Raw genomic sequence first — 17,795 nt, forward strand, 5'->3', positions numbered from 1 at the left:
CCTCATCAGACTAAGGCTGCGAGGCGCGCTCGCTCAGATAAGCCAACACTTCCATTTGATTGCCTGCGAACTCGATCCGCGCGGCCTTGTGCTCACGCTGATAAGCGTACATGGGGTCGTAGTACTCGCCGAGCAGGCCTTCGATCCAGGCACGATGCAGCTCGACCGCGCCGCTGCGCTGCTGTTCTTCCAGCGCGGACTGCATGAACGCCAGCAAACGCTGATGGCGCTCGCCACCCAGACGTTTGTGTATGTTGTTCAGGCTCTGCAACAGGCGATCGGCAAACAACCCGAAACCAAGCTCTTCGCCCTTGACGTTGATGAACTCTGCGCAAAGGTTAACCACATAATCAGCCAGAATGCGCTCGACACGGTTGTCGAAGCTGTCTTCCAGCCAGACCATCGGGCAGCTTTGCATGGCCTGGTGCAACTCCAGCGGCACGTTGCAACTGCCTACCAGACGGCTCTCGTCTTCCACCACGAATCGTTCGATGCCGGCCGCACGTTTTTTAAGCAGGTCGATGGCCAGCCGGTTCTCGAAATCGATCTGCGCCGGCTGCCCGGTGGCCCGTTTGCCAAAGCTGGAGCCGCGGTGGTTGGCAATGCCTTCCAGGTCCAGACTGTCTGAAAGTTGCGTCAGCACCTCGGTTTTGCCAGTGCCTGTCATGCCGCCGAGTACGACCAGACCACATTCGGTGACGGCCTCGTGCAGCGTGTCGAGCAGGAAGGTGCGCATCGCCTTGTAGCCGCCAAGGATGCGCGGGTATTCGATGCCAGCCTCTTTCAGCCAGCGCTGCACCGTCTGCGACCGCAGCCCACCGCGAAAGCAGTACAGGTAGCCATTAGGGTTGGCTCTGGCGAACGCGACCCAGGCCTCGACCCGCGCGTCCTTGACCTGCCCGCAGACCAACTGGTGCCCAAGCTGAATGGCAGCCTCCTGGCCGTGCTGCTTATAGCAGGTGCCCACCTTTTGGCGCTCGATGTCGTTCATCAGCGGCAGGTTGATCACACCGGGAAAAGCACCCTTGGAAAACTCGACGGGCGCGCGGGCATCCATCATCGGCACATCGTTGAGGAAAAGCGTGCGGTAGTCGCTGCTGTTGTCGGCCATCAGAACACCTCGACGGCGTGGGTCTGTCGCTCCAGCAGGGTGCCGATCGGTGTGAGCAGCAGGCCCAGTTCGGCAGCCACCGTCAGAAACTCCGCCTCGCTTTCCGGGCTGACAGCGACCAGCAGGCCGCCGCTGGTCTGCGGGTCGCATAACAGGTCGCGCTGGGCATCGCTCAGCGAACCGATCTTGTCGCCGTAGCTTTCGAAATTGCGCAGTGTGCCGCCGGGCACGCAGCCCTCGGCAATATAGTGATCGACACCAGGCAGGCGCGGTACTGCAGCGAAATCAAGACGAGCGGTCAACCCTGCGCCGTCAGCCATTTCCACCAGATGCCCAAGCAGACCGAAGCCGGTGACATCGGTCATCGCCGCCACGCCGGCCAGCTTGCCGAAGCGACTGCCCGGTTTGTTCAGGGTACACATCCAGTCGCGCGCCAGGCCGACATCCTCTTCGCGCAGTTTCGATTTTTTTTCGGCGGTGGTCAGAATGCCGATGCCCAGCGGCTTGGTCAGGTAAAGCGTGCAACCGGCCTGGGCAGTGTCGTTGCGTTTCATGTGTTTTTTCTGCACCACACCCGTGACGGCCAGGCCGAAGATCGGTTCCGGCGCATCAATGGAGTGACCGCCAGCCAGCGGGATACCGGCAGCGTCGCACACTGCGCGACCGCCCCGGATGACCTCTCGGGCCACCTCAGGCGGCAGCAGATTAACCGGCCAGCCGAGAATCGCGATGGCCATCAGCGGGTCGCCGCCCATCGCATAGATATCGCTGATCGCGTTGGTCGCTGCGATGCGGCCGAAATCGAACGGATCATCGACGATGGGCATGAAGAAGTCGGTGGTCGACACCACTCCACGCTCGTCGTCTAGCGCATAGACCGCTGCGTCGTCACGAGAGGTGTTGCCTACCCACAATTTAGGGTCCAGGTTCTGAGCGCCGCTGCCGGCGAGGATAACGTCCAGCACCTTAGGGGAAATCTTGCAGCCACACCCTGCTCCGTGACTGTACTGGGTCAGGCGGATTGGCTCATTCATCGCGGCACTCTCGGTAACGGGGAAACAGGCTGCGGAGTCTAGGGGCTGTGCCGGCCTCAGCGCAAACCGCTTCGCCCGCCGGTTGTCCCCCCCGACAGTCAGCCTGTGAAACTGGCCTTTCTCGCCATGCCTCTTATAATCCCCGCGCACTGTTGCCGAATCCTGCAAAACGCTGCCTGTTCACTCAGGCGGCGTTTTCCCCTTTTTTCCGCTATTGAACCGGAGAACTTCCATGCTCAAGCGTACCCTGGCGCTCGCCGCCGGCCTTGCCCTGTCCTTCTCCGCGCTGACCAGTCACGCGGCTGACACCTTGCGTGTTTCGGCCATTCCGGATGAAGCGCCTACCGAACTGCTGCGCAAGTTCAAACCGCTGGGCGCTTATCTGGAGCAGCGTCTGGGCATGAAAGTAGAGTTCGTGCCAGTGGCGGACTATCCGGCAGTGGTCGAAGCGCTTGCCACTGATCGGCTCGACATGGCCTGGCTGGGTGGCTTCACATTTGTCCAGGTCAACCTCAAGACGGGTAACGCTCTGCCGCTGGTACAGCGTGAACAGGACGCCCAGTTCACTAGCAAATTCATCACTTCCGACCCGAACGTAAAGACCCTCGCCGACCTCAAGGGCAAGACGTTCGCCTTTGGCTCGGTGTCGTCGACGTCGGGCAGCCTGATGCCGCGTTATTTCATGCTCAAGGAAAACATCAAGCCGGAGACGTTCTTCAGCCGCGTCGCTTACTCGGGCGCGCATGACGCAACCGCTGCCTGGGTACAGGCGGGCAAGGTCGATGCGGGCGTACTGAATGCCAGTGTGTGGGACAAACTGGTTGCCAGCGGCAAGGTCGACACCAACAAGGTTCACGTCTTCGCGACCACACCGACTTACTTCGACTACAACTGGACCGTGCGCGGCACTCTCGACCCGGCACTGGCGGCGAAGATCAAACAGGCATTCCTTGACCTGGACCCGGCCAACCCTGAGCAGAAGGCAATTCTTGACCTTCAGGCTGCTAGCCGCTTTATCGAGACAAAGCCTGAGAACTACAAGGGCATCGAAGAAGCCGCACGCGCTGCTGACCTGCTGAAATGACCCTGCGCCTGTCCGCAATCGAGTTGCGCCACAGCAACGGCACGCGGGCGCTGCGCGATCTGGATCTGAGCGTCGCGCGTGGTGAACGGGTGGCGATTATCGGCCCGTCCGGCGCTGGCAAGACGACGTTGCTAAACCTGTTGGCCAGCGCTCTGCCACCCAGCGCCGGCCAACTGGAGGTGCTGGGGGTCAATCCCTGGCAACTCTCCAGCAGACAACGCCAGCACCTGCGCAGCCGTATTGCCCTGATTCATCAGGCGCCGCCGTTGCCCCCACGTCAACGTGTGGTAACCGCGGTGTCGGCGGGCAAGCTGGGCCAATGGGGGCTGGGCAAAAGCCTGCTGAACCTGCTGCATCCGCTGGATGTACCCGGCGCGCGCGCAGTGCTTGCCAGGCTGGATCTGGCCGACAAGCTCTTCGAGCGCTGCCAGCAGTTATCCGGCGGTCAGTTACAGCGCGTCGGTATTGCTCGCGCCCTGTATCAGGCGCCAGAACTGTTGCTGGCCGATGAGCCTGTCTCGGCAATGGACCCGCGTCTGGCGGATCACACGCTGGCGTTGTTGTGTCAGCACGCCCTCGAACACAATGTCACGCTGGTCGCCAGCCTGCATGCGGTAGAGCTGGCGCTGGCGCACTTTGCGCGGATCATCGGTGTGCGCGATGGACGCATCCATTTTGACCTCAAGGCCAGCGAGGTCGAACGGCAGCATCTCGACACGCTATATGCCAATGAACAACTGCGCCCTGAACCCACCTCCGACGCCACCGACCTGCCTTGGACACCGCGATGCTGAGTCGGGACCAGCGCGACCCGGCGGCGGTACCACGCCTGCTGTTGACGCTGCTGGCCGTGGCCCTGCTCTGGCCGGGAATTCGTCTGGCCGAACTGAACCCGTTTGTATTGCTGCAGGCCGACAACGCCCGGACGATGGGCAACTTTCTCGCCGGGTTCTGGCCTCCGGCGCATTCTGCAGAATTCCTCGGCCTGCTGCTGGATGCCACGCTGCAAACCCTGGCTATCGCCACAGCGGGCATCGCCCTCGCGCTGCTGTTGGCGGTGCCGGCCAGCCTGCTCGCCAGCAAGGCGCTTTCCCTGTCGGCAGCCTCTCGCGGCGGGCGGCCCGGCTGGCTTGGCCAATGCCTGCGCTGGCCGGTCCGCGGGCTGTTGATCTTCTTGCGCAGCGTGCCGGAAATCGTCTGGGCGCTGCTGTTCGTGCGCGCAGTCGGCCTAGGGCCCACTGCCGGTGTATTGGCCATCGCCATTACCTATGCAGGCATGCTGGGTAAGGTCTACGCCGAGATTTTCGAATCCGTGGACCAGCGACCGGCCCACGCGCTGCTCCAGTCGGGCAGCGGCAGGCTCGCCGCACTGGCCTACGGCATTCTGCCCAATGCAGCCGCTGAGCTGACCTCTTACACCGTGTACCGCTGGGAGTGCGCGGTTCGGGCTTCTGTGGTGATGGGCTTTGTCGGCGCGGGCGGCCTCGGCCAACAGATCGACCTGTCGATGCGCATGTTTGCCGGTGACGAGGTGGCAAGCATGCTGTTGACCTTCCTGCTGCTGGTGCTGCTCGCCGACCAGCTCAGTCGCTTGTTGCGCAGGCAGTTCACATGAAACGCACGGGCAACGTACTGTTACTACTGGCGATACTCGTAGCGGTGATCGGGTCGTTCCTGTACCTCGGTCTGGACCTGTTCACGCTGGGCAGTCATGACAACCTGACGCAAATGGGCCGTTATGCGTTGCGCTTCATGAGCCCCGACCTCAGCAGCGAGCACTTGCAGGCAATCATCAAGGGCGCTTTGGAAACACTGGCCATGTCGGCGCTGGGTACATTGCTGGCCGCTGTTGTCGGTTTGCTGTTGGCGTTGCCCGCTGCCGGTCGGCTGGGCTGGCCGCTGCGCAGCCTGAGCCGCTTGCTGCTCAATGCACTGCGCGCCATCCCTGAGCTGGTCTGGGCGGTGCTGATGGTGCTGGCTGCCGGGCTCGGCCCAAATGCGGGCACGCTGGCACTGGCCCTGCACACCACCGGCGTACTCGGCCGCCTGTTTGCCGAAGCGCTGGAAAATACCTCACCAGAGCCCGCCGCTGCGATTCGCCTGCAAGGTGGCAGCGCCTGGCAGGCATTCGGTTATGGAACGTTGCCCAACCTCTGGCCGCAATTGCTGGCCTACACGCTGTACCGCTGGGAAAATAATATTCGCATGGCCAGCGTGCTGGGCTTCGTCGGTGCAGGAGGTCTGGGACAGATGCTTTACGTCAGCCTCAGCCTGTTCCAGGAGGCGCAGGCCAGTTCGGTGATTCTCGCCATGCTGATCCTGGTCTTTGCCGTCGATGCATTAAGCGGCTGGAGCCGGCAGCGTTGGGTGCGCAACTGAACAGACCCGCAGAAACAAAAACGCCACGCCCCTGAAACCCAGGGCTGTGGCGTTTTTGGCGAGATGACTCAGTAACCCAGTGACAACCCGGTGTTGCGTCTTGGGTCGTTGGCCCCGTAGAACCGATTGTTGCCGACCGGCTTGCCGCCCAGCGAAGGCGCGCCAACCAGAATCGCTGCCACGTGGTTGAGTGGTTGCGGACCGGCGAATTTCTGGCCCCAGCTTTCGAGAATCTTCAGCGTGTCCGGGCTGACCGCGAAGGTATCGATATTGGTTTCTTCAGGCTGCCATTGCTGGTGGAAACGCGGCGCGTCCACGGCTTCCTGAATATTCATGCCGTAGTCGATGACATTGAGCATGGTCAGCAGGGTTGCGGTAATGATGCGGCTGCCACCCGGCGTACCGACGACCATGACAGCCTTGCCATCCTTGGTGACGATGGTCGGGCTCATCGACGACAGCGGCGTCTTGCCCGGCGCGATGGCGTTGGCTTCGCCCTGCACCAGCCCATACATGTTGGGCACGCCGACCTTGACGGTGAAATCATCCATTTCGTCGTTGAGAATCACACCAGTCTTACTGGCCATGACGCCCGCGCCGAACCAGTTGTTCAGGGTATAGGTCACCGATACGGCGTTGCCCCATTTGTCGACAATCGAATAATGGGTGGTGTTGCTGCCTTCGTGGGGCGCGACACCGGGTTTGATCTTGTTCGAGTCACCGGCTTTGTGCGGGTCGATAGCCGCGCGCAGCTTGGCCGCGTACTTGACGTCCAGCAGATGCTCAAGCGGGTTCTTGACGAAATCGGGGTCGCCCAAGTAGCTGTTTCGGTCAGCGTAGGCATGGCGCATGGCTTCTATCTGATAATGCATCCCCTGCGCCGAGCGAAAGCCCAGCTCTTTCATCGGGTAGCCTTCGAGGATGTTGAGAATCTGGCAGATGACTACGCCGCCGGAACTCGGTAGCGGCGCCGACACGACGTGATAGCCACGGTAGTCGCACTCGACCGGTGCCAGCTCGCGGGTCTTGTAGTGGTCGAGGTCGGCTTGGGTGATGATGCCCTTGCCAGCCTGACTCGAATCGACCAGCGCCTTGGCGACCCAGCCTTTATAGAAACCGTCACTGCCCTTCTCGGACACTTCCTTGAGCGTTTTGGCGAGGTCCTTCTGCACCAGCTTCTGACCAACCTGCATCGGTTCGCCCTTGTTGAGGAAGATCGACCCGGAATCGGCCATGTCCGCCTTGAACACATCGGTGGCGCTGGACAGCATGTCCACATCGCCCTGCCCCAGTACGAAGCCGTCTTCAGCCAGTTTTATCGCCGGAGCAATGACCTCTTCGCGCTTGCGCGTGCCGTATTTGCTCAGGGCCATTTCCATGCCGGACACGGTGCCTGGTACGCCGACGGCCAGGTGACCTTTGACGCTCAGGTCAGGGATGATCTTGCCGTCCTTGTCCAGATACATATTGGCTGTCGCTGCAAGGGGGGCCTTTTCGCGGAAGTCGAGGAAGGTCTTGCGTCCGTCAGCCAGCTGGATGGTCATGAAGCCGCCGCCACCTAGGTTACCCGCCGCGGGATAGACCACCGCCAGCGCATACCCGACTGCAACCGCGGCATCGACGGCGTTGCCACCGGCCTTGAGCACATCGACACCTACGTGAGTAGCTAGATGCTGGGCGGTCACGACCATGCCGTTTTCAGCGGCAACCGGGGCTTGTGATGCCGCGAATGTGGGGAAATACGCGACAATCAGTGCTGTCGCAATCAGCGACCTGGCGAGGGGTTCGAACTTCATGGTCGGTCTCTTCTTTTTCTGAGTCGGGGACGTTTGATGAGTACAGCGCCAGGCCTGGGGCAAGGGACGCTGTGCTTCTGATCAAAGCGTACCGGGCATCCCTGTGCGGGTATGACGACGTCCAAAGTAGCCGGTTCTTTCGCGTTTACCTAATGCAAAAACCGGAAACACATTAAGCTGACATCTACGTCCTGCAATATAGGCACTCACGATTTTCTACGATACCCCTCGATGATCGCCGAAAAATCCTTGCCGCCATCGCCGCGCAGGCTCATTGCCTGATAAAGCTGTTGGGCCACAGCGCCGAGAACCACCGGTTGCTGCACCGAACGTGCTGCTTCGGTTGCCAAGCCCAGATCCTTGAGCATCAGTTCAGCGCCAAAGCCGCCGCTATAACCACGCGATGCTGGCGCGGTTTCGACGATGCCAGGCCAGGGGTTATAAGCCTCGGAGCTCCAGCAGCGGCCCGTCGAGGTATTGATGATGCTGGCCAGCACTTCGGTGTCGATGCCCAATGCATTGCCCAGCGCCATCGATTCGGACACACCAATCATGGAAATCGCCAAGAGCATGTTGTTGCAGATCTTGGCGATCTGCCCGGTGCCCACGTCGCCGCAATGCACGATGTTGCGGCCCATCAGCGCCAGCACCGGTTTGAGCGTGGCAAAATGCTGCACAGAGCCGCCGACCATGAACGTCAACGTCCCGGCCTGTGCGCCACCGGTTCCGCCTGACACAGGTGCATCGCCCAGGATGACGCCCTGCTGCGTAGCAATGCCAGCGATATCGCGGATGGTCTGCGGATCAATGGTGCTGCAATCAACAGCCGGGACGCCGGGCGAAATCCCCTTCAGCACACCGTCGTCATTCAGGTACACGCTGCGCACATGCGCAGCTGCGGGCAGCATGGTAATAACCAGCTCACTGCCTTCAGCCGCCTGTCTGGGGGAATCGCTGACCTTGGCGCCCAGCCCGGCAAACTCGCTCAGCACAACCGTGTTCACGTCGAACAGTTGCAGGCTGTGACCTGCGTTGATGAGGTTGCGGGCCATGGGAGCGCCCATGTTGCCCAGACCGATGAATGCAATGTTCATTATTGTTCTCCCTGGCCTTATCGGCAGTCAGCGCTCAGCGCAAATTGATCGTGGTGTTCACGCCATCATTCACGCTGTCGTCGTCGAACCAGCGGCTGGTGACGGTCTTGGTCTGAGTGTAGAACTGCACCACCTGTTTGCCATAAGGCCCCAGATCGCCCAGCCTGGAACCTCGCGAGCCGGTGAAGCTGAAGAATGGCACCGGCACGGGGATCGGAATGTTGATCCCTACCTGCCCCACGTCGATCTCACTCTGAAACTTGCGCGCCGCTGCACCACTTTGCGTGAACAACCCGGTGCCGTTGCCAAACGGGTTAGCGTTGACCAGCGCAATGGCCTCATCCAGCGTGTCGACCTCCAGCACCACCAGTACCGGACCAAAGATTTCCTGCGTGTAGATCTGCATGTCGGTGGTAACGCCCGAGAACAGCGTCGGTCCCACGAAATTACCGCCTTCATAGCCCGCCACAGACACATCACGACCGTCCAGCTCAAGCGTGGCGCCTTCACGTACGCCGCTGTCGATCAGATCGAGAATGCGTTGCTTCGCCCGCCGGGAAATCACCGGGCCAACGTCCGTGCCTGGCTCGTGACCGGCATTGACCTTGAGTTTCTGCGCCAACGCCTTGAGCTCCGGCAGCCATTGCTTCGACGCACCGACCAGCACCACTACGGACGTCGCCATGCAGCGCTGACCGGCCGCACCAAAACCTGCCCCTACCAACGCATTCAGGGTCTGCTCACGATTGGCGTCAGGGAGCACGACCGCATGATTCTTCGCGCCCATCATCGCCTGCACACGCTTGCCATGCCGCCCGGCCAGGTCATACACGTGAGTGCCGACGGCAGTCGAACCGACGAAGGAAACAGCCTTGATATCCTTGTGCATACAGATCGCGTCCACCACATCCTTGCCGCCGTGCACCACATTGAGCACGCCAGCCGGCACACCCGCCTCGACCGCAAGTTCGACCAGGAGCATGGTCGACAGCGGATCCTGCTCGGAGGGCTTGAGGACAAAGGTGTTGCCGCAGGCAATCGCCATCGGAAACATCCACAGTGGAATCATCGCTGGAAAGTTGAACGGGGTAATACCTGCGCACACACCGATGGGTTGGCGCAGCGTATAGGTATCAACGCCACTGGCGACGTTCTCGGCGAACTCGCCCATTTGCAGCGTACCGATCGAACACGCGTGCTCGACCACCTCCAGGCCGCGAAAAATGTCGCCCTCGGCGTCCGCCAGCGTCTTGCCCTGCTCGGCGCTCAGTACCGCAGCGATACGTTTGGAGTGCTCGCGGATCAGCGCCTGCAACCTGAGCATGATGCGCATGCGAGCCCCGATTGGCGTGTCACGCCAACTCCGAAAGGCGGCCTGCCCGGCGGCCACTGCGGCATCAACTTCGTCGGGCGTCGCAAAAGGCACTTGGGCAAGAACTTCCTGAGTGGCCGGGTTGACGACGTCTTGCCATTCGCTGCTTTGCGAGTCGATCCATGCACCGTTGATCAGCAGTTTCACACGGGCAACGGTGGTCGATGTGTCGCTTAATGAGGCATTCATCTGAAGCGTTCTCCTTCAGCAAACCATGCATCCGAAGCCTTTTTACAGGGGCCGTCATGGTCTCCCGACAGTCTTGTTTTTGAGTTGGTCAGGGGCCGCGCTTTGGAGTATAGATGTGCAAACTTCTAACAAGAACGCAGATAAAAGCAGGGTCAACATGCATAAAAACATCACCTCCCTGGGATCGTTGAACTGGGATGACCTGAAGTTTTTCCTTGAAGTGGCACGCACCCGTAAAGTCAGCAGCGCTGCCCGTCGGCTGGCTGTGGACTACACCACCGTGTCACGACGCATCAACTCGCTGGAAACCTCGCTTGGCACGCTGCTCTTCGAAAAGTCACGCAATAACGGTTTCATCATGACCGCCGAAGGTCAGCGCTTGCTGGGCTACGCCGAGTCCATCGAAAGCACGTTGCACATGGCCTGCGAGCAGGTTTCCGGCTCTAGCGTGGCATTGTCCGGGCACGTTCGCGTGGGCTGCACCGAAGGCTTCGGCAGCTTTTTCATCACCCCGCAACTGAGTCACTTTCTCGACAGCTACCCCAGCATTTCGCTGGATATCCTGCCGTTGCCACACTTCATCAGCCTGTCCAAGCGCGAGGCTGACATTGTCATCGCCCTTGAGCGCCCGGATCACGGGCCGTACGTGTGCTGCAAACTCTGCGACTACAGCTTGCGCCTGTACGCGACCCAGGATTACCTCGACAGCCATCCGCCGATTCAGCGCAAGGCAGATCTGGCCGAGCATCTCTTCATCAGCTACGTCGACGACCTGGCATTCAGCTCGGAGCTGCTTTACCTGAGCAACCTGCTGCCCAACGCTCAGGCGCAACTGCGCAGCACCAGTGTCATCGCCCAGTACACCGCTGCGCTGCAAGGCCGCGCACTGGCGATCCTGCCGTGCTTTCTGGCTGCTCAGGACCCGCGACTGTTACCGGTGCTGGCGGAGGAAGTGAACGTTACCCGGCAGTTCTGGATGTACTGCCGCGAGGACTTGAGGAAGCTGAAGCGGATCACGTTGCTGTGGGATTACATTCGGGAGGTGACGGAGTTGAACAAGGGGTTCTTATTGGGAAAGGCAGCGGCGGCAAGGTTTATCGGTTGATGCGCAAGCGCTTGGCCCACTCAGAAACGCGTTTGATGCTGCGCAACTCGCCGTAAAATCGCGCAATTTTCTGCGCAGATTTTTGCTGTATTTTTTTAGAGATTATTCTCAACCAACTGATTTATATATACAAAATCAGGGTGGCACTGTTCTTGTAATGACTCCCTCCGTTCGATGGGCGCGATTGCCCGTTACTTCGGAGAGATTCGGATGTTCGCTTCTGCCAACCAGCCATGCTTCAGTCTGAGCCTCGAGGGCCCCAAACATGGGTTTCAGGTTCTGGCGTTCACCGGCCATGAAGCCATCAGCCAGCCTTTCTGCTTCACGCTGGGGCTGGTCAGCGAGCGCACGTCGCTGGATCTGGAAAGCTTGTTGGGCCTCCCGGCTTTTCTGCAATTTGCTCCTGACGGCGGCGGCATCCATGGGCTGATTGATCGTATTGCCCAAGGCGATTCAGGTCCACGCCTGACCCATTACTCAATGACGCTGCGTCCGCGTCTGGCCCGTCTCGGCCATCGCACCAACCAGCGTATTTTTCAGCACCAGACGGCGCCGCAAATTATCGCCACGGTGCTCGAAGATCACCATCTGCTCGCCAACACCTACAGGTTCGAACTCGGCACGAACTGCCCCGAGCGCGAATACTGCGTGCAATACAACGAATCTGATCTGCACTTCATTCAGCGGCTGTGCGAAGAAGAAGGCTTGCACTACCACTTCGAACACAGCTTTACGGCACACAATCTGGTGTTTGGCGATGACCAGACGGTGTTCCCGAAACTTGAGTCAGTGATCTACAAGCAGGACAACGGGCTGGCAGGCAAAGAGCCGGTAATCCGGGACTTCAAGCTACGCCTCGAAACCCGCTCCGACAGCACCACCCGCCGAGACTATCACTTCGAGAAGCCGCATCTGACCATGCAAGGCTCTGCTCATGGTGACGTCAGTCCGGAGCTTGAAGATTACGATTACCCTGCCGGTTTTGCGCACCGCGACAGGGGCGAGCAACTCGCTAGACGCGCCCTCGAACGGCATCGTCATGATTACCGACAGGGCGAAGGTCAAAGTGATCAACCGCGTTTGGTCAGCGGGCATTTTGTGCAGTTGAGCGAGCACCCAGACCAGGCATGGAATGACCTCTGGTTATTGACGGACGTTCGCCATGAGGGCAGTCAGCCGCAAGTTCTTGAGGAGCATGCCCACCCGATACGAAACGACGTCAATTTGCGCCAGGGCTATCGCAATACTTTCCGGGTGACCCCGTGGAAAGCTCCGTATCGAACGCCCTTGCGGCACCCGAAACCGCGCATACCCGGCAGCCAGACCGCCGTAGTCACAGGCCCGAAAGATCAGGAAATACACTGCGACCGGCATGGCCGGGTCAAGGTGCAGTTTCATTGGGATCGCGAAGGTCAGGCCAATGACCGCACTAGCTGCTGGCTGCGAGTGTCGTCCAGTTGGACTGGCAATCGCTACGGTGGGATGGTCATCCCGCGAGTCGGCATGGAAGTGCTGGTGACCTTTCTGGAGGGTGATCCCGACCGCCCAATGATCAGCGGCTGCCTGTACCACGCCGAACACGTCCCGCCCTACGACTTGCCCGCACATCAGACACGCAGTGTGTTCAAAACCTTGAGCAGCCCTGGTGGTAATGGTTCGAACGAGCTGCGCATCGAGGACCTGGCCGATCAGGAACAAATCTACATTCACGCCCAGCGGGACTGGGAACAGCACATCAGACACGATCAGAAAATCCACGTTGGCCATGAGCGTCACGATCATGTCGAAGCCAACAGCTACAGCGTGTTCAAGGCAGCCGAGCATCGAACCGTTGAGGGTGACCGGCTGACTGAAGTCAAAGCCAGTGATCACCTGACCGTGGGCGGCACGCAGCACATCAAAACGGGTGATGGGTTACTGGCAGAGGCCGGAGAAGAAATCCATATCAAGGCTGGCGACAAGGTGGTGATTGAGGCCGGTCTCGAAATCACCTTCACTGCGGGCGGCTCATTCATCAAGATCGACCCCAGTGGCGTGACCGTGAACGGGCCACAAATAAAGCTCAACTCCGGGGGCCAGCCGACAGCGGGAACCGAAGCAACACCCCTGCGGCCGGGGCTCGTGAAACCGATCGATGACAGCAAGCCGGGGCTGTTGCTGATGCAGCGTCTGAGAGGGTCAGGGCCGATCGTCGAACTCTGCCAAAAACCCAAAGGCGGAACGCCTGCAGACTGCCCGCTTGTCGATTGCGGCTGCCGGAAAGCATCGCAGTCGGGAGGTCGGCAATGAGCCTTTATGTGCTACTGGAACGCACTGATTCGCTACTGGAACAGCTTTACCGACTGCTGCCCGCCCCAGAGCCCTGCATGCTCTTTGACGAGACCGAGCTGACCAACAGCAGACAGGCAAGTCCCGTTTTTCTGGATGCCGACGGACAGCATCCGTTACTGGAAGCCGTTTCTGAAAACCCCGACGACTGGCCGGGCCTGATCATCGAAAGCGCTTCGCCGGTCGAGGTCGTACTCGCTCACCTCAGACACATCCTGATGGTCCGATTCGAAGGGAACCGTCGAGGCGTTCTGCGCTATTCGCACCCTGTAACGGCCAGCTATTTCTTTACCGCCGAGACACCGCAAACCAGTACTCAGTGGCTGGGGCCCATTTCTCGACTTCGCTGGTACGGCGGAACCTGGGCGGACATCGCGCAAGGCAATCAACACTGGATCAGCATCGACAATCCGCACGCGTCTCGCTGGAAACCGCCATACCCCTTGGTCACGCCAGGCCTGAGCCTGCGTCAGGAAGACGCTTTACGGCTTCAGAACAGGGAATCTCCTCAATGACCACCGACAGCCTGAGCGCAGGGCCTTGTTGCGAAATGAACAAGCTGATCGTGCAGATCGCGGGCCGGGATCATTCAGACCGGCAACAGGTTTTGTTGATCAGCCCTAAAGATGATCGTGTTTATCAATCCAGACCGGAAAAACTGGATCACGTGCATTACAGCTGCATCCTGGAAGTCTGGGATCACATCGACGGCGCGCACCTTCACTTGCAGATCGCGACCACCGATGGCGAGCCAATTCGTCTGCCTTTGTTGCACAAAACGCAGGTCACGCCACGACAGGCCGATGCGCAGTTCAACCAGATAGTGCCGGTGCTGCCGTTTGTGCCGCTGCCTGGCTCCCGAACCGTATACGACCTCGGCACGCCGGTACTGGCTCGCGCGGGTTATGTGTATGTGTTTTATCAGGAGAAACTGTGGCGCGAGCTGGAGATTCAAGTCAGCGAAACCGGCAGCACTTATCACGACATCGATGTAGCCCGTTATCGGAGGCAAGACGGTTTCCTGCCCGGAGAGCGCAAGCCACGCGGCGCGGCACTTGAAGACATCTGGCTGCCGGCGCTCTGGAACAACCGGCAAGCAACGGCTGTGCAGCTGTGTTTCTCGGAAGTTCAGCTCAGTGCGCCACGCCTCGAACGTCTGGAAAAAGACGCTGCATCAAGAAGCACCCGCTGCAAAAACCTTGACCTGAGCCAGTCAAAAAAGCACTTCACAGACCTGTACAAGGGCAAGCCCGATGGCAAGGCGATGCTTGACGCGTTTTTCGACTTTGATGCCAAAGACCCTTTCACTCAGGCACTTCTCGCCCCGATCAAGGCAACCCGGCTGAATCTGCAGCACAACGTGTTTCCGGTCAGTCTGGCTGCACCGCAACGCGCCCGGCAGCCCGGTTATGAAAGACTGCTCGATCATCCAGCGCGGTACCTGTGCGATCTGTCGGGGCAGTTTCCGGTCGAGTCTTTCAGACAAGCCAGGGCATTTCTCGCCCAAGCTGACAGAGGCATCACAGTGCAGAACGTCAGGCACCTGGAACTGACAGCGATGGCCGATGCGCTGCTGGCCAGCTTGCCGGTCGAGGACGACGCAGAGCCCGTTGATGCGGGTGTGCTCTGGGAAGCACAGACCAGTGTCGCCGATGTGCTGGAGAAAGCTCGCCAAAGGCAGGTCTGCGGTGTGCTGCTGGACGATGCCTGCTATCGAGTGCGACATCTGCGGCAACGTGTCGATACATGCCAGCAACTGTTTGCGCTTTGCGCCCGACACGCCATTCGCCACCCGCACCATGCCAGCGCTTTGCTGGTGCAACAACTGGTGGTGCCGCGCAATATTCGCGGCCAGGAAAACCCGCTGCATACGACGATGGCCAAGCTGCATGAGCCTGGCAGGCAAATGATCAACCAATGCACGGCCACGGTTCAGCGCGCGGTGGTCTGGCGGCACATGCTCAGCGCTCAGGACGCACTGATAGACAGTCTGAAACAAAGCACCACGGAACAAATGCTGGCTGATCACTTGAGCCTGGAAGGTTTCGACTACGTGGCGGCAATGTATGAGTTGAGCCGGACCCTGGCGACCCTGGCGCTGCTGCCGTCCACTGTCGATCCGCTGGCGCCCGGCGGCGATATGGTGGATGCAGTCACAGGTATTGGTCTTTGGGATCAGGCCGTGAGCCCGGGGCAGAAGTTTCTGGAGCATATCGCCAGCGATGACACGTCGCCTCTGCATCTTATGCTTTGGCCAGAATGCGATCTGCTGACTGCTTGCGCGCCCTATGTCGTGCCGCTTAGCGATGACAAGAACATGGGCGACGGCCGCTTTCGCGCCACTGAACTGGCTCGTTTCGAGACCCGGCCAGCGCCTGACCCTGTCACTCAGGTCACGCTGGATGCCACCACCCTCGCCAACCTGCTGGCGGGAGACAACCTGCAGAACTTTTTTCTCATCAACAACGGCAAAGCCACAACGGCGGCGCTGATCGGGATCTTTGAAAACCTGCAAAGCGCCTCGGACGGCGCCGCGAACGCCGTCGCCAAAGCCAACCAGGCACTCGCGTCTGCCAAAGGCGGTTTAAAAAGTACCCATGCCAATGCCCCCTCGGCAAACGATCGGCTGGCCAAGATACAAGAGCGGCTCGGTGCCAATACCCACAAGATCGACGTCAAACGCCAAGGCCGGGGCGTACAACAACTGCGCAGCATGATGCCCGAGCATTTTGCTGCTGCCTTCCTGACCCGTCGTAATAAGGTCACTGCGCAACACTATGTATTCGGCCTGGAAGACCTGCCCGGTCGAGAGTCACTGCCCAAAACACGTTATGGCGAATACCTGCGTGCTGACGGAACGCCCTTTGGCGATATCGCCCCACCGCCGCCGTCCTCTACCCGGCTGACTCAGGGCGACAATCTGGTCCTGGTGATTCCTCGCGGACACAAGACCGCGCAGGTGGTCGGCGACATGAACCGAACACTTAAAACCGCTCGTGAAGCAGCAGGCGCAGTGGGTGAGGCGCAACGCGGTCATATCCGGGCGAAGAGCGGCTTGAGTGAGGCTATAGAGGGGCTGGATTCGGAGAGGAACAAGGCGGCTTACAAGGTATTGGGGTCGACGCCGTTTTGCCTGGCGGTGTTGATGCTGGAGGTTTGGAATGTGAGTTCGGAATATGAGGCACTGGAACAAACCGCTCGAGAAAAAATGACGCGAGAGCAATTGGTGGTATTGGAGGTGCGTATCTGGACATGGCAATTGCTATCGAAGCTCTGGCCGTCAAGCTAGCGGGCCAACGGTCATCACTCTCTATTGCCAGAAAGACGCTGTTTAATATCTCCTCGAAAAAGGCCGCCACTTTTTTTGGTGAAGCTCTAGCCAAAAAGTTAACTGAGAAAGTGACTGGCCGAATGATTGGTATTTTCTTTTCCGGAGGAATTCTTTCTGTCGTAAATGCTATTGACACATGGCACGCATGGCAATGGAACGACCAAGCCATGTACGGATATCTGCTGATATCTCTGGGTGGGCTAGCAGGCTCGCTGGGAACCTTGTTCGGAGCGGCCGGAACGCTTCTGGGTCTCACGGTATTGGGTTGGGCCGCATTACTGCTGATCGGAGCCGGCGTAGGCTTGGTCATATTAATGAGTTCGACGCCACTGGAGTCATGGTTGGCGAACGGTCCGTTCGGTGAAAGCCATTCAATCGACAGTTATTTACAGGATCCATCACAGGCTTTTTACCGGCTAACAAGCCTGCTTGCCGGCATCAGTATTTCAATAGAAAAAAATCCGGTTTATGAGCCGCATGCCACCTTTGATTATCACGCGCAGATACCCCATGCCATACGTAGCGCGGACACAATTATTCGCTTGCAGAGTCGGTTGCCTGGACTGATCGGCAGTCTCGACAGCCTAAGCATTCAAGCTGACTGCAGGCTGTGCCGCGTTACCGAAAAAGCGAATAACCAAGGCGTACCTTATCGCGCAGGAATTGAAATTGCCGACAGATCTGAAATACCCCAAGCTCAGCGTCTTCAACTGGACGCATTGGAACTGTTTTTTGCCACACCAGTTAATCAGGTTTCACCCACTGGCAGCAGTAGACACCATTACCAGTGGGCCGTGAGGGCCCAGTTCATTCTGAGCCGCGGGGGAGAGAAACTTTACTTTCCTGGCCCGCCTGTCAAAGACCCGACTCAATACAGTCAAGACTGGGCAACACCCAACTTCAAGAAAACCAACCAACCCTTCTGGGCCGATGAAGAAACTCATAAGATATTTTCCAATGGTTGATTTGAAT

General features: G+C 59.4%; 12 protein-coding genes and 1 pseudogene. 8 read left to right on the plus strand and 5 right to left on the minus strand.

Translation table 11 applies throughout. From position 1 onward, the window contains the following. Positions 1 to 10: 10 nt before the first annotated feature. Both mnmH and selD read right to left on the minus strand, forming a co-directional pair. Positions 11 to 1,111 carry a tRNA 2-selenouridine(34) synthase MnmH gene (mnmH, locus tag POR16_RS21160; RefSeq protein ID WP_005895208.1) on the minus strand — a complete coding sequence of 367 codons (1,101 nt, stop codon included), beginning with the start codon at positions 1,109 to 1,111 and terminating at the stop codon, positions 11 to 13. Continuing rightward, positions 1,111 to 2,145 (minus strand): selenide, water dikinase SelD, encoded by a 1,035-nt coding sequence (gene selD, locus POR16_RS21165; RefSeq protein WP_005895204.1) that lies wholly within the window; start codon positions 2,143 to 2,145, stop codon positions 1,111 to 1,113. Before selD ends, mnmH begins: the two co-directional genes overlap by 1 nt. Before the next feature lie 232 nt (positions 2,146 to 2,377). Between selD and POR16_RS21170 the strand changes: the two genes are divergently transcribed. Genes POR16_RS21170 through phnE form a run of 4 tightly spaced genes read left to right on the plus strand, consistent with a single transcriptional unit; the run spans position 2,378 to position 5,608 of the window. Beyond that, positions 2,378 to 3,229, plus strand: coding sequence for a putative selenate ABC transporter substrate-binding protein (locus tag POR16_RS21170; RefSeq protein ID WP_005895201.1), 852 nt, complete (start codon positions 2,378 to 2,380; stop codon positions 3,227 to 3,229). Continuing rightward, entirely contained in the window at positions 3,226 to 4,023 is a 798-nt protein-coding gene (locus POR16_RS21175) for a phosphonate ABC transporter ATP-binding protein (protein ID WP_005895198.1), read from the plus strand. Before POR16_RS21170 ends, POR16_RS21175 begins: the two co-directional genes overlap by 4 nt. Next, the gene (locus POR16_RS21180) at positions 4,017 to 4,844 is read left to right on the plus strand and encodes a PhnE/PtxC family ABC transporter permease (RefSeq protein ID WP_005895194.1); all 828 of its coding nucleotides are present in this window, start codon (positions 4,017 to 4,019) and stop codon (positions 4,842 to 4,844) included. The genes POR16_RS21175 and POR16_RS21180 overlap by 7 nt, the downstream gene beginning before the upstream one ends. Next, the gene (gene phnE, locus POR16_RS21185; RefSeq protein ID WP_005895191.1) at positions 4,841 to 5,608 is read left to right on the plus strand and encodes a phosphonate ABC transporter, permease protein PhnE; all 768 of its coding nucleotides are present in this window, start codon (positions 4,841 to 4,843) and stop codon (positions 5,606 to 5,608) included. The genes POR16_RS21180 and phnE overlap by 4 nt, the downstream gene beginning before the upstream one ends. Before the next feature lie 68 nt (positions 5,609 to 5,676). Here phnE and ggt read toward each other — a convergent pair whose 3' ends face one another. The 3 genes from ggt to POR16_RS21200 form a co-directional block, all read right to left on the minus strand. After that, on the minus strand, positions 5,677 to 7,404 hold the full coding sequence (ggt, locus tag POR16_RS21190; protein ID WP_005895188.1) for a gamma-glutamyltransferase: 1,728 nt from the start codon (positions 7,402 to 7,404) through the stop codon (positions 5,677 to 5,679). A gap of 206 nt (positions 7,405 to 7,610) precedes the next feature. Continuing rightward, positions 7,611 to 8,498, minus strand: coding sequence for a 3-hydroxyisobutyrate dehydrogenase (mmsB, locus tag POR16_RS21195; protein WP_005895186.1), 888 nt, complete (start codon positions 8,496 to 8,498; stop codon positions 7,611 to 7,613). A gap of 34 nt (positions 8,499 to 8,532) precedes the next feature. After that, a complete protein-coding gene (locus POR16_RS21200) occupies positions 8,533 to 10,059 on the minus strand; it encodes a CoA-acylating methylmalonate-semialdehyde dehydrogenase (protein WP_005895183.1) in 1,527 nt (508 codons plus the stop codon). Between the two features lie 157 nt (positions 10,060 to 10,216). Here POR16_RS21200 and POR16_RS21205 point away from each other — a divergent pair, with 157 nt between their 5' ends. From POR16_RS21205 to POR16_RS21220, 4 genes and pseudogenes are all read left to right on the plus strand, one after another. After that, entirely contained in the window at positions 10,217 to 11,164 is a 948-nt protein-coding gene (locus POR16_RS21205; RefSeq protein ID WP_005895180.1) for a LysR family transcriptional regulator, read from the plus strand. A 210-nt stretch (positions 11,165 to 11,374) separates the two neighbouring features. After that, the gene (locus tag POR16_RS21210) at positions 11,375 to 13,453 is read left to right on the plus strand and encodes a type VI secretion system Vgr family protein (protein WP_154897066.1); all 2,079 of its coding nucleotides are present in this window, start codon (positions 11,375 to 11,377) and stop codon (positions 13,451 to 13,453) included. Then, on the plus strand, positions 13,450 to 14,007 hold the full coding sequence (locus POR16_RS21215) for a DUF4123 domain-containing protein (protein ID WP_005895170.1): 558 nt from the start codon (positions 13,450 to 13,452) through the stop codon (positions 14,005 to 14,007). The genes POR16_RS21210 and POR16_RS21215 overlap by 4 nt, the downstream gene beginning before the upstream one ends. Further along, a pseudogene (locus tag POR16_RS21220) lies at positions 14,004 to 17,788 on the plus strand (toxin VasX). Before POR16_RS21215 ends, POR16_RS21220 begins: the two are co-directional and overlap by 4 nt. The last annotated feature ends 7 nt before the right edge of the window (positions 17,789 to 17,795 follow it).

Origin of the sequence: Pseudomonas coronafaciens pv. oryzae str. 1_6 (genome assembly GCF_000156995.2) — a bacterium.
Classification (GTDB): Bacteria; Pseudomonadota; Gammaproteobacteria; order Pseudomonadales; family Pseudomonadaceae; genus Aquipseudomonas; species Aquipseudomonas tremae.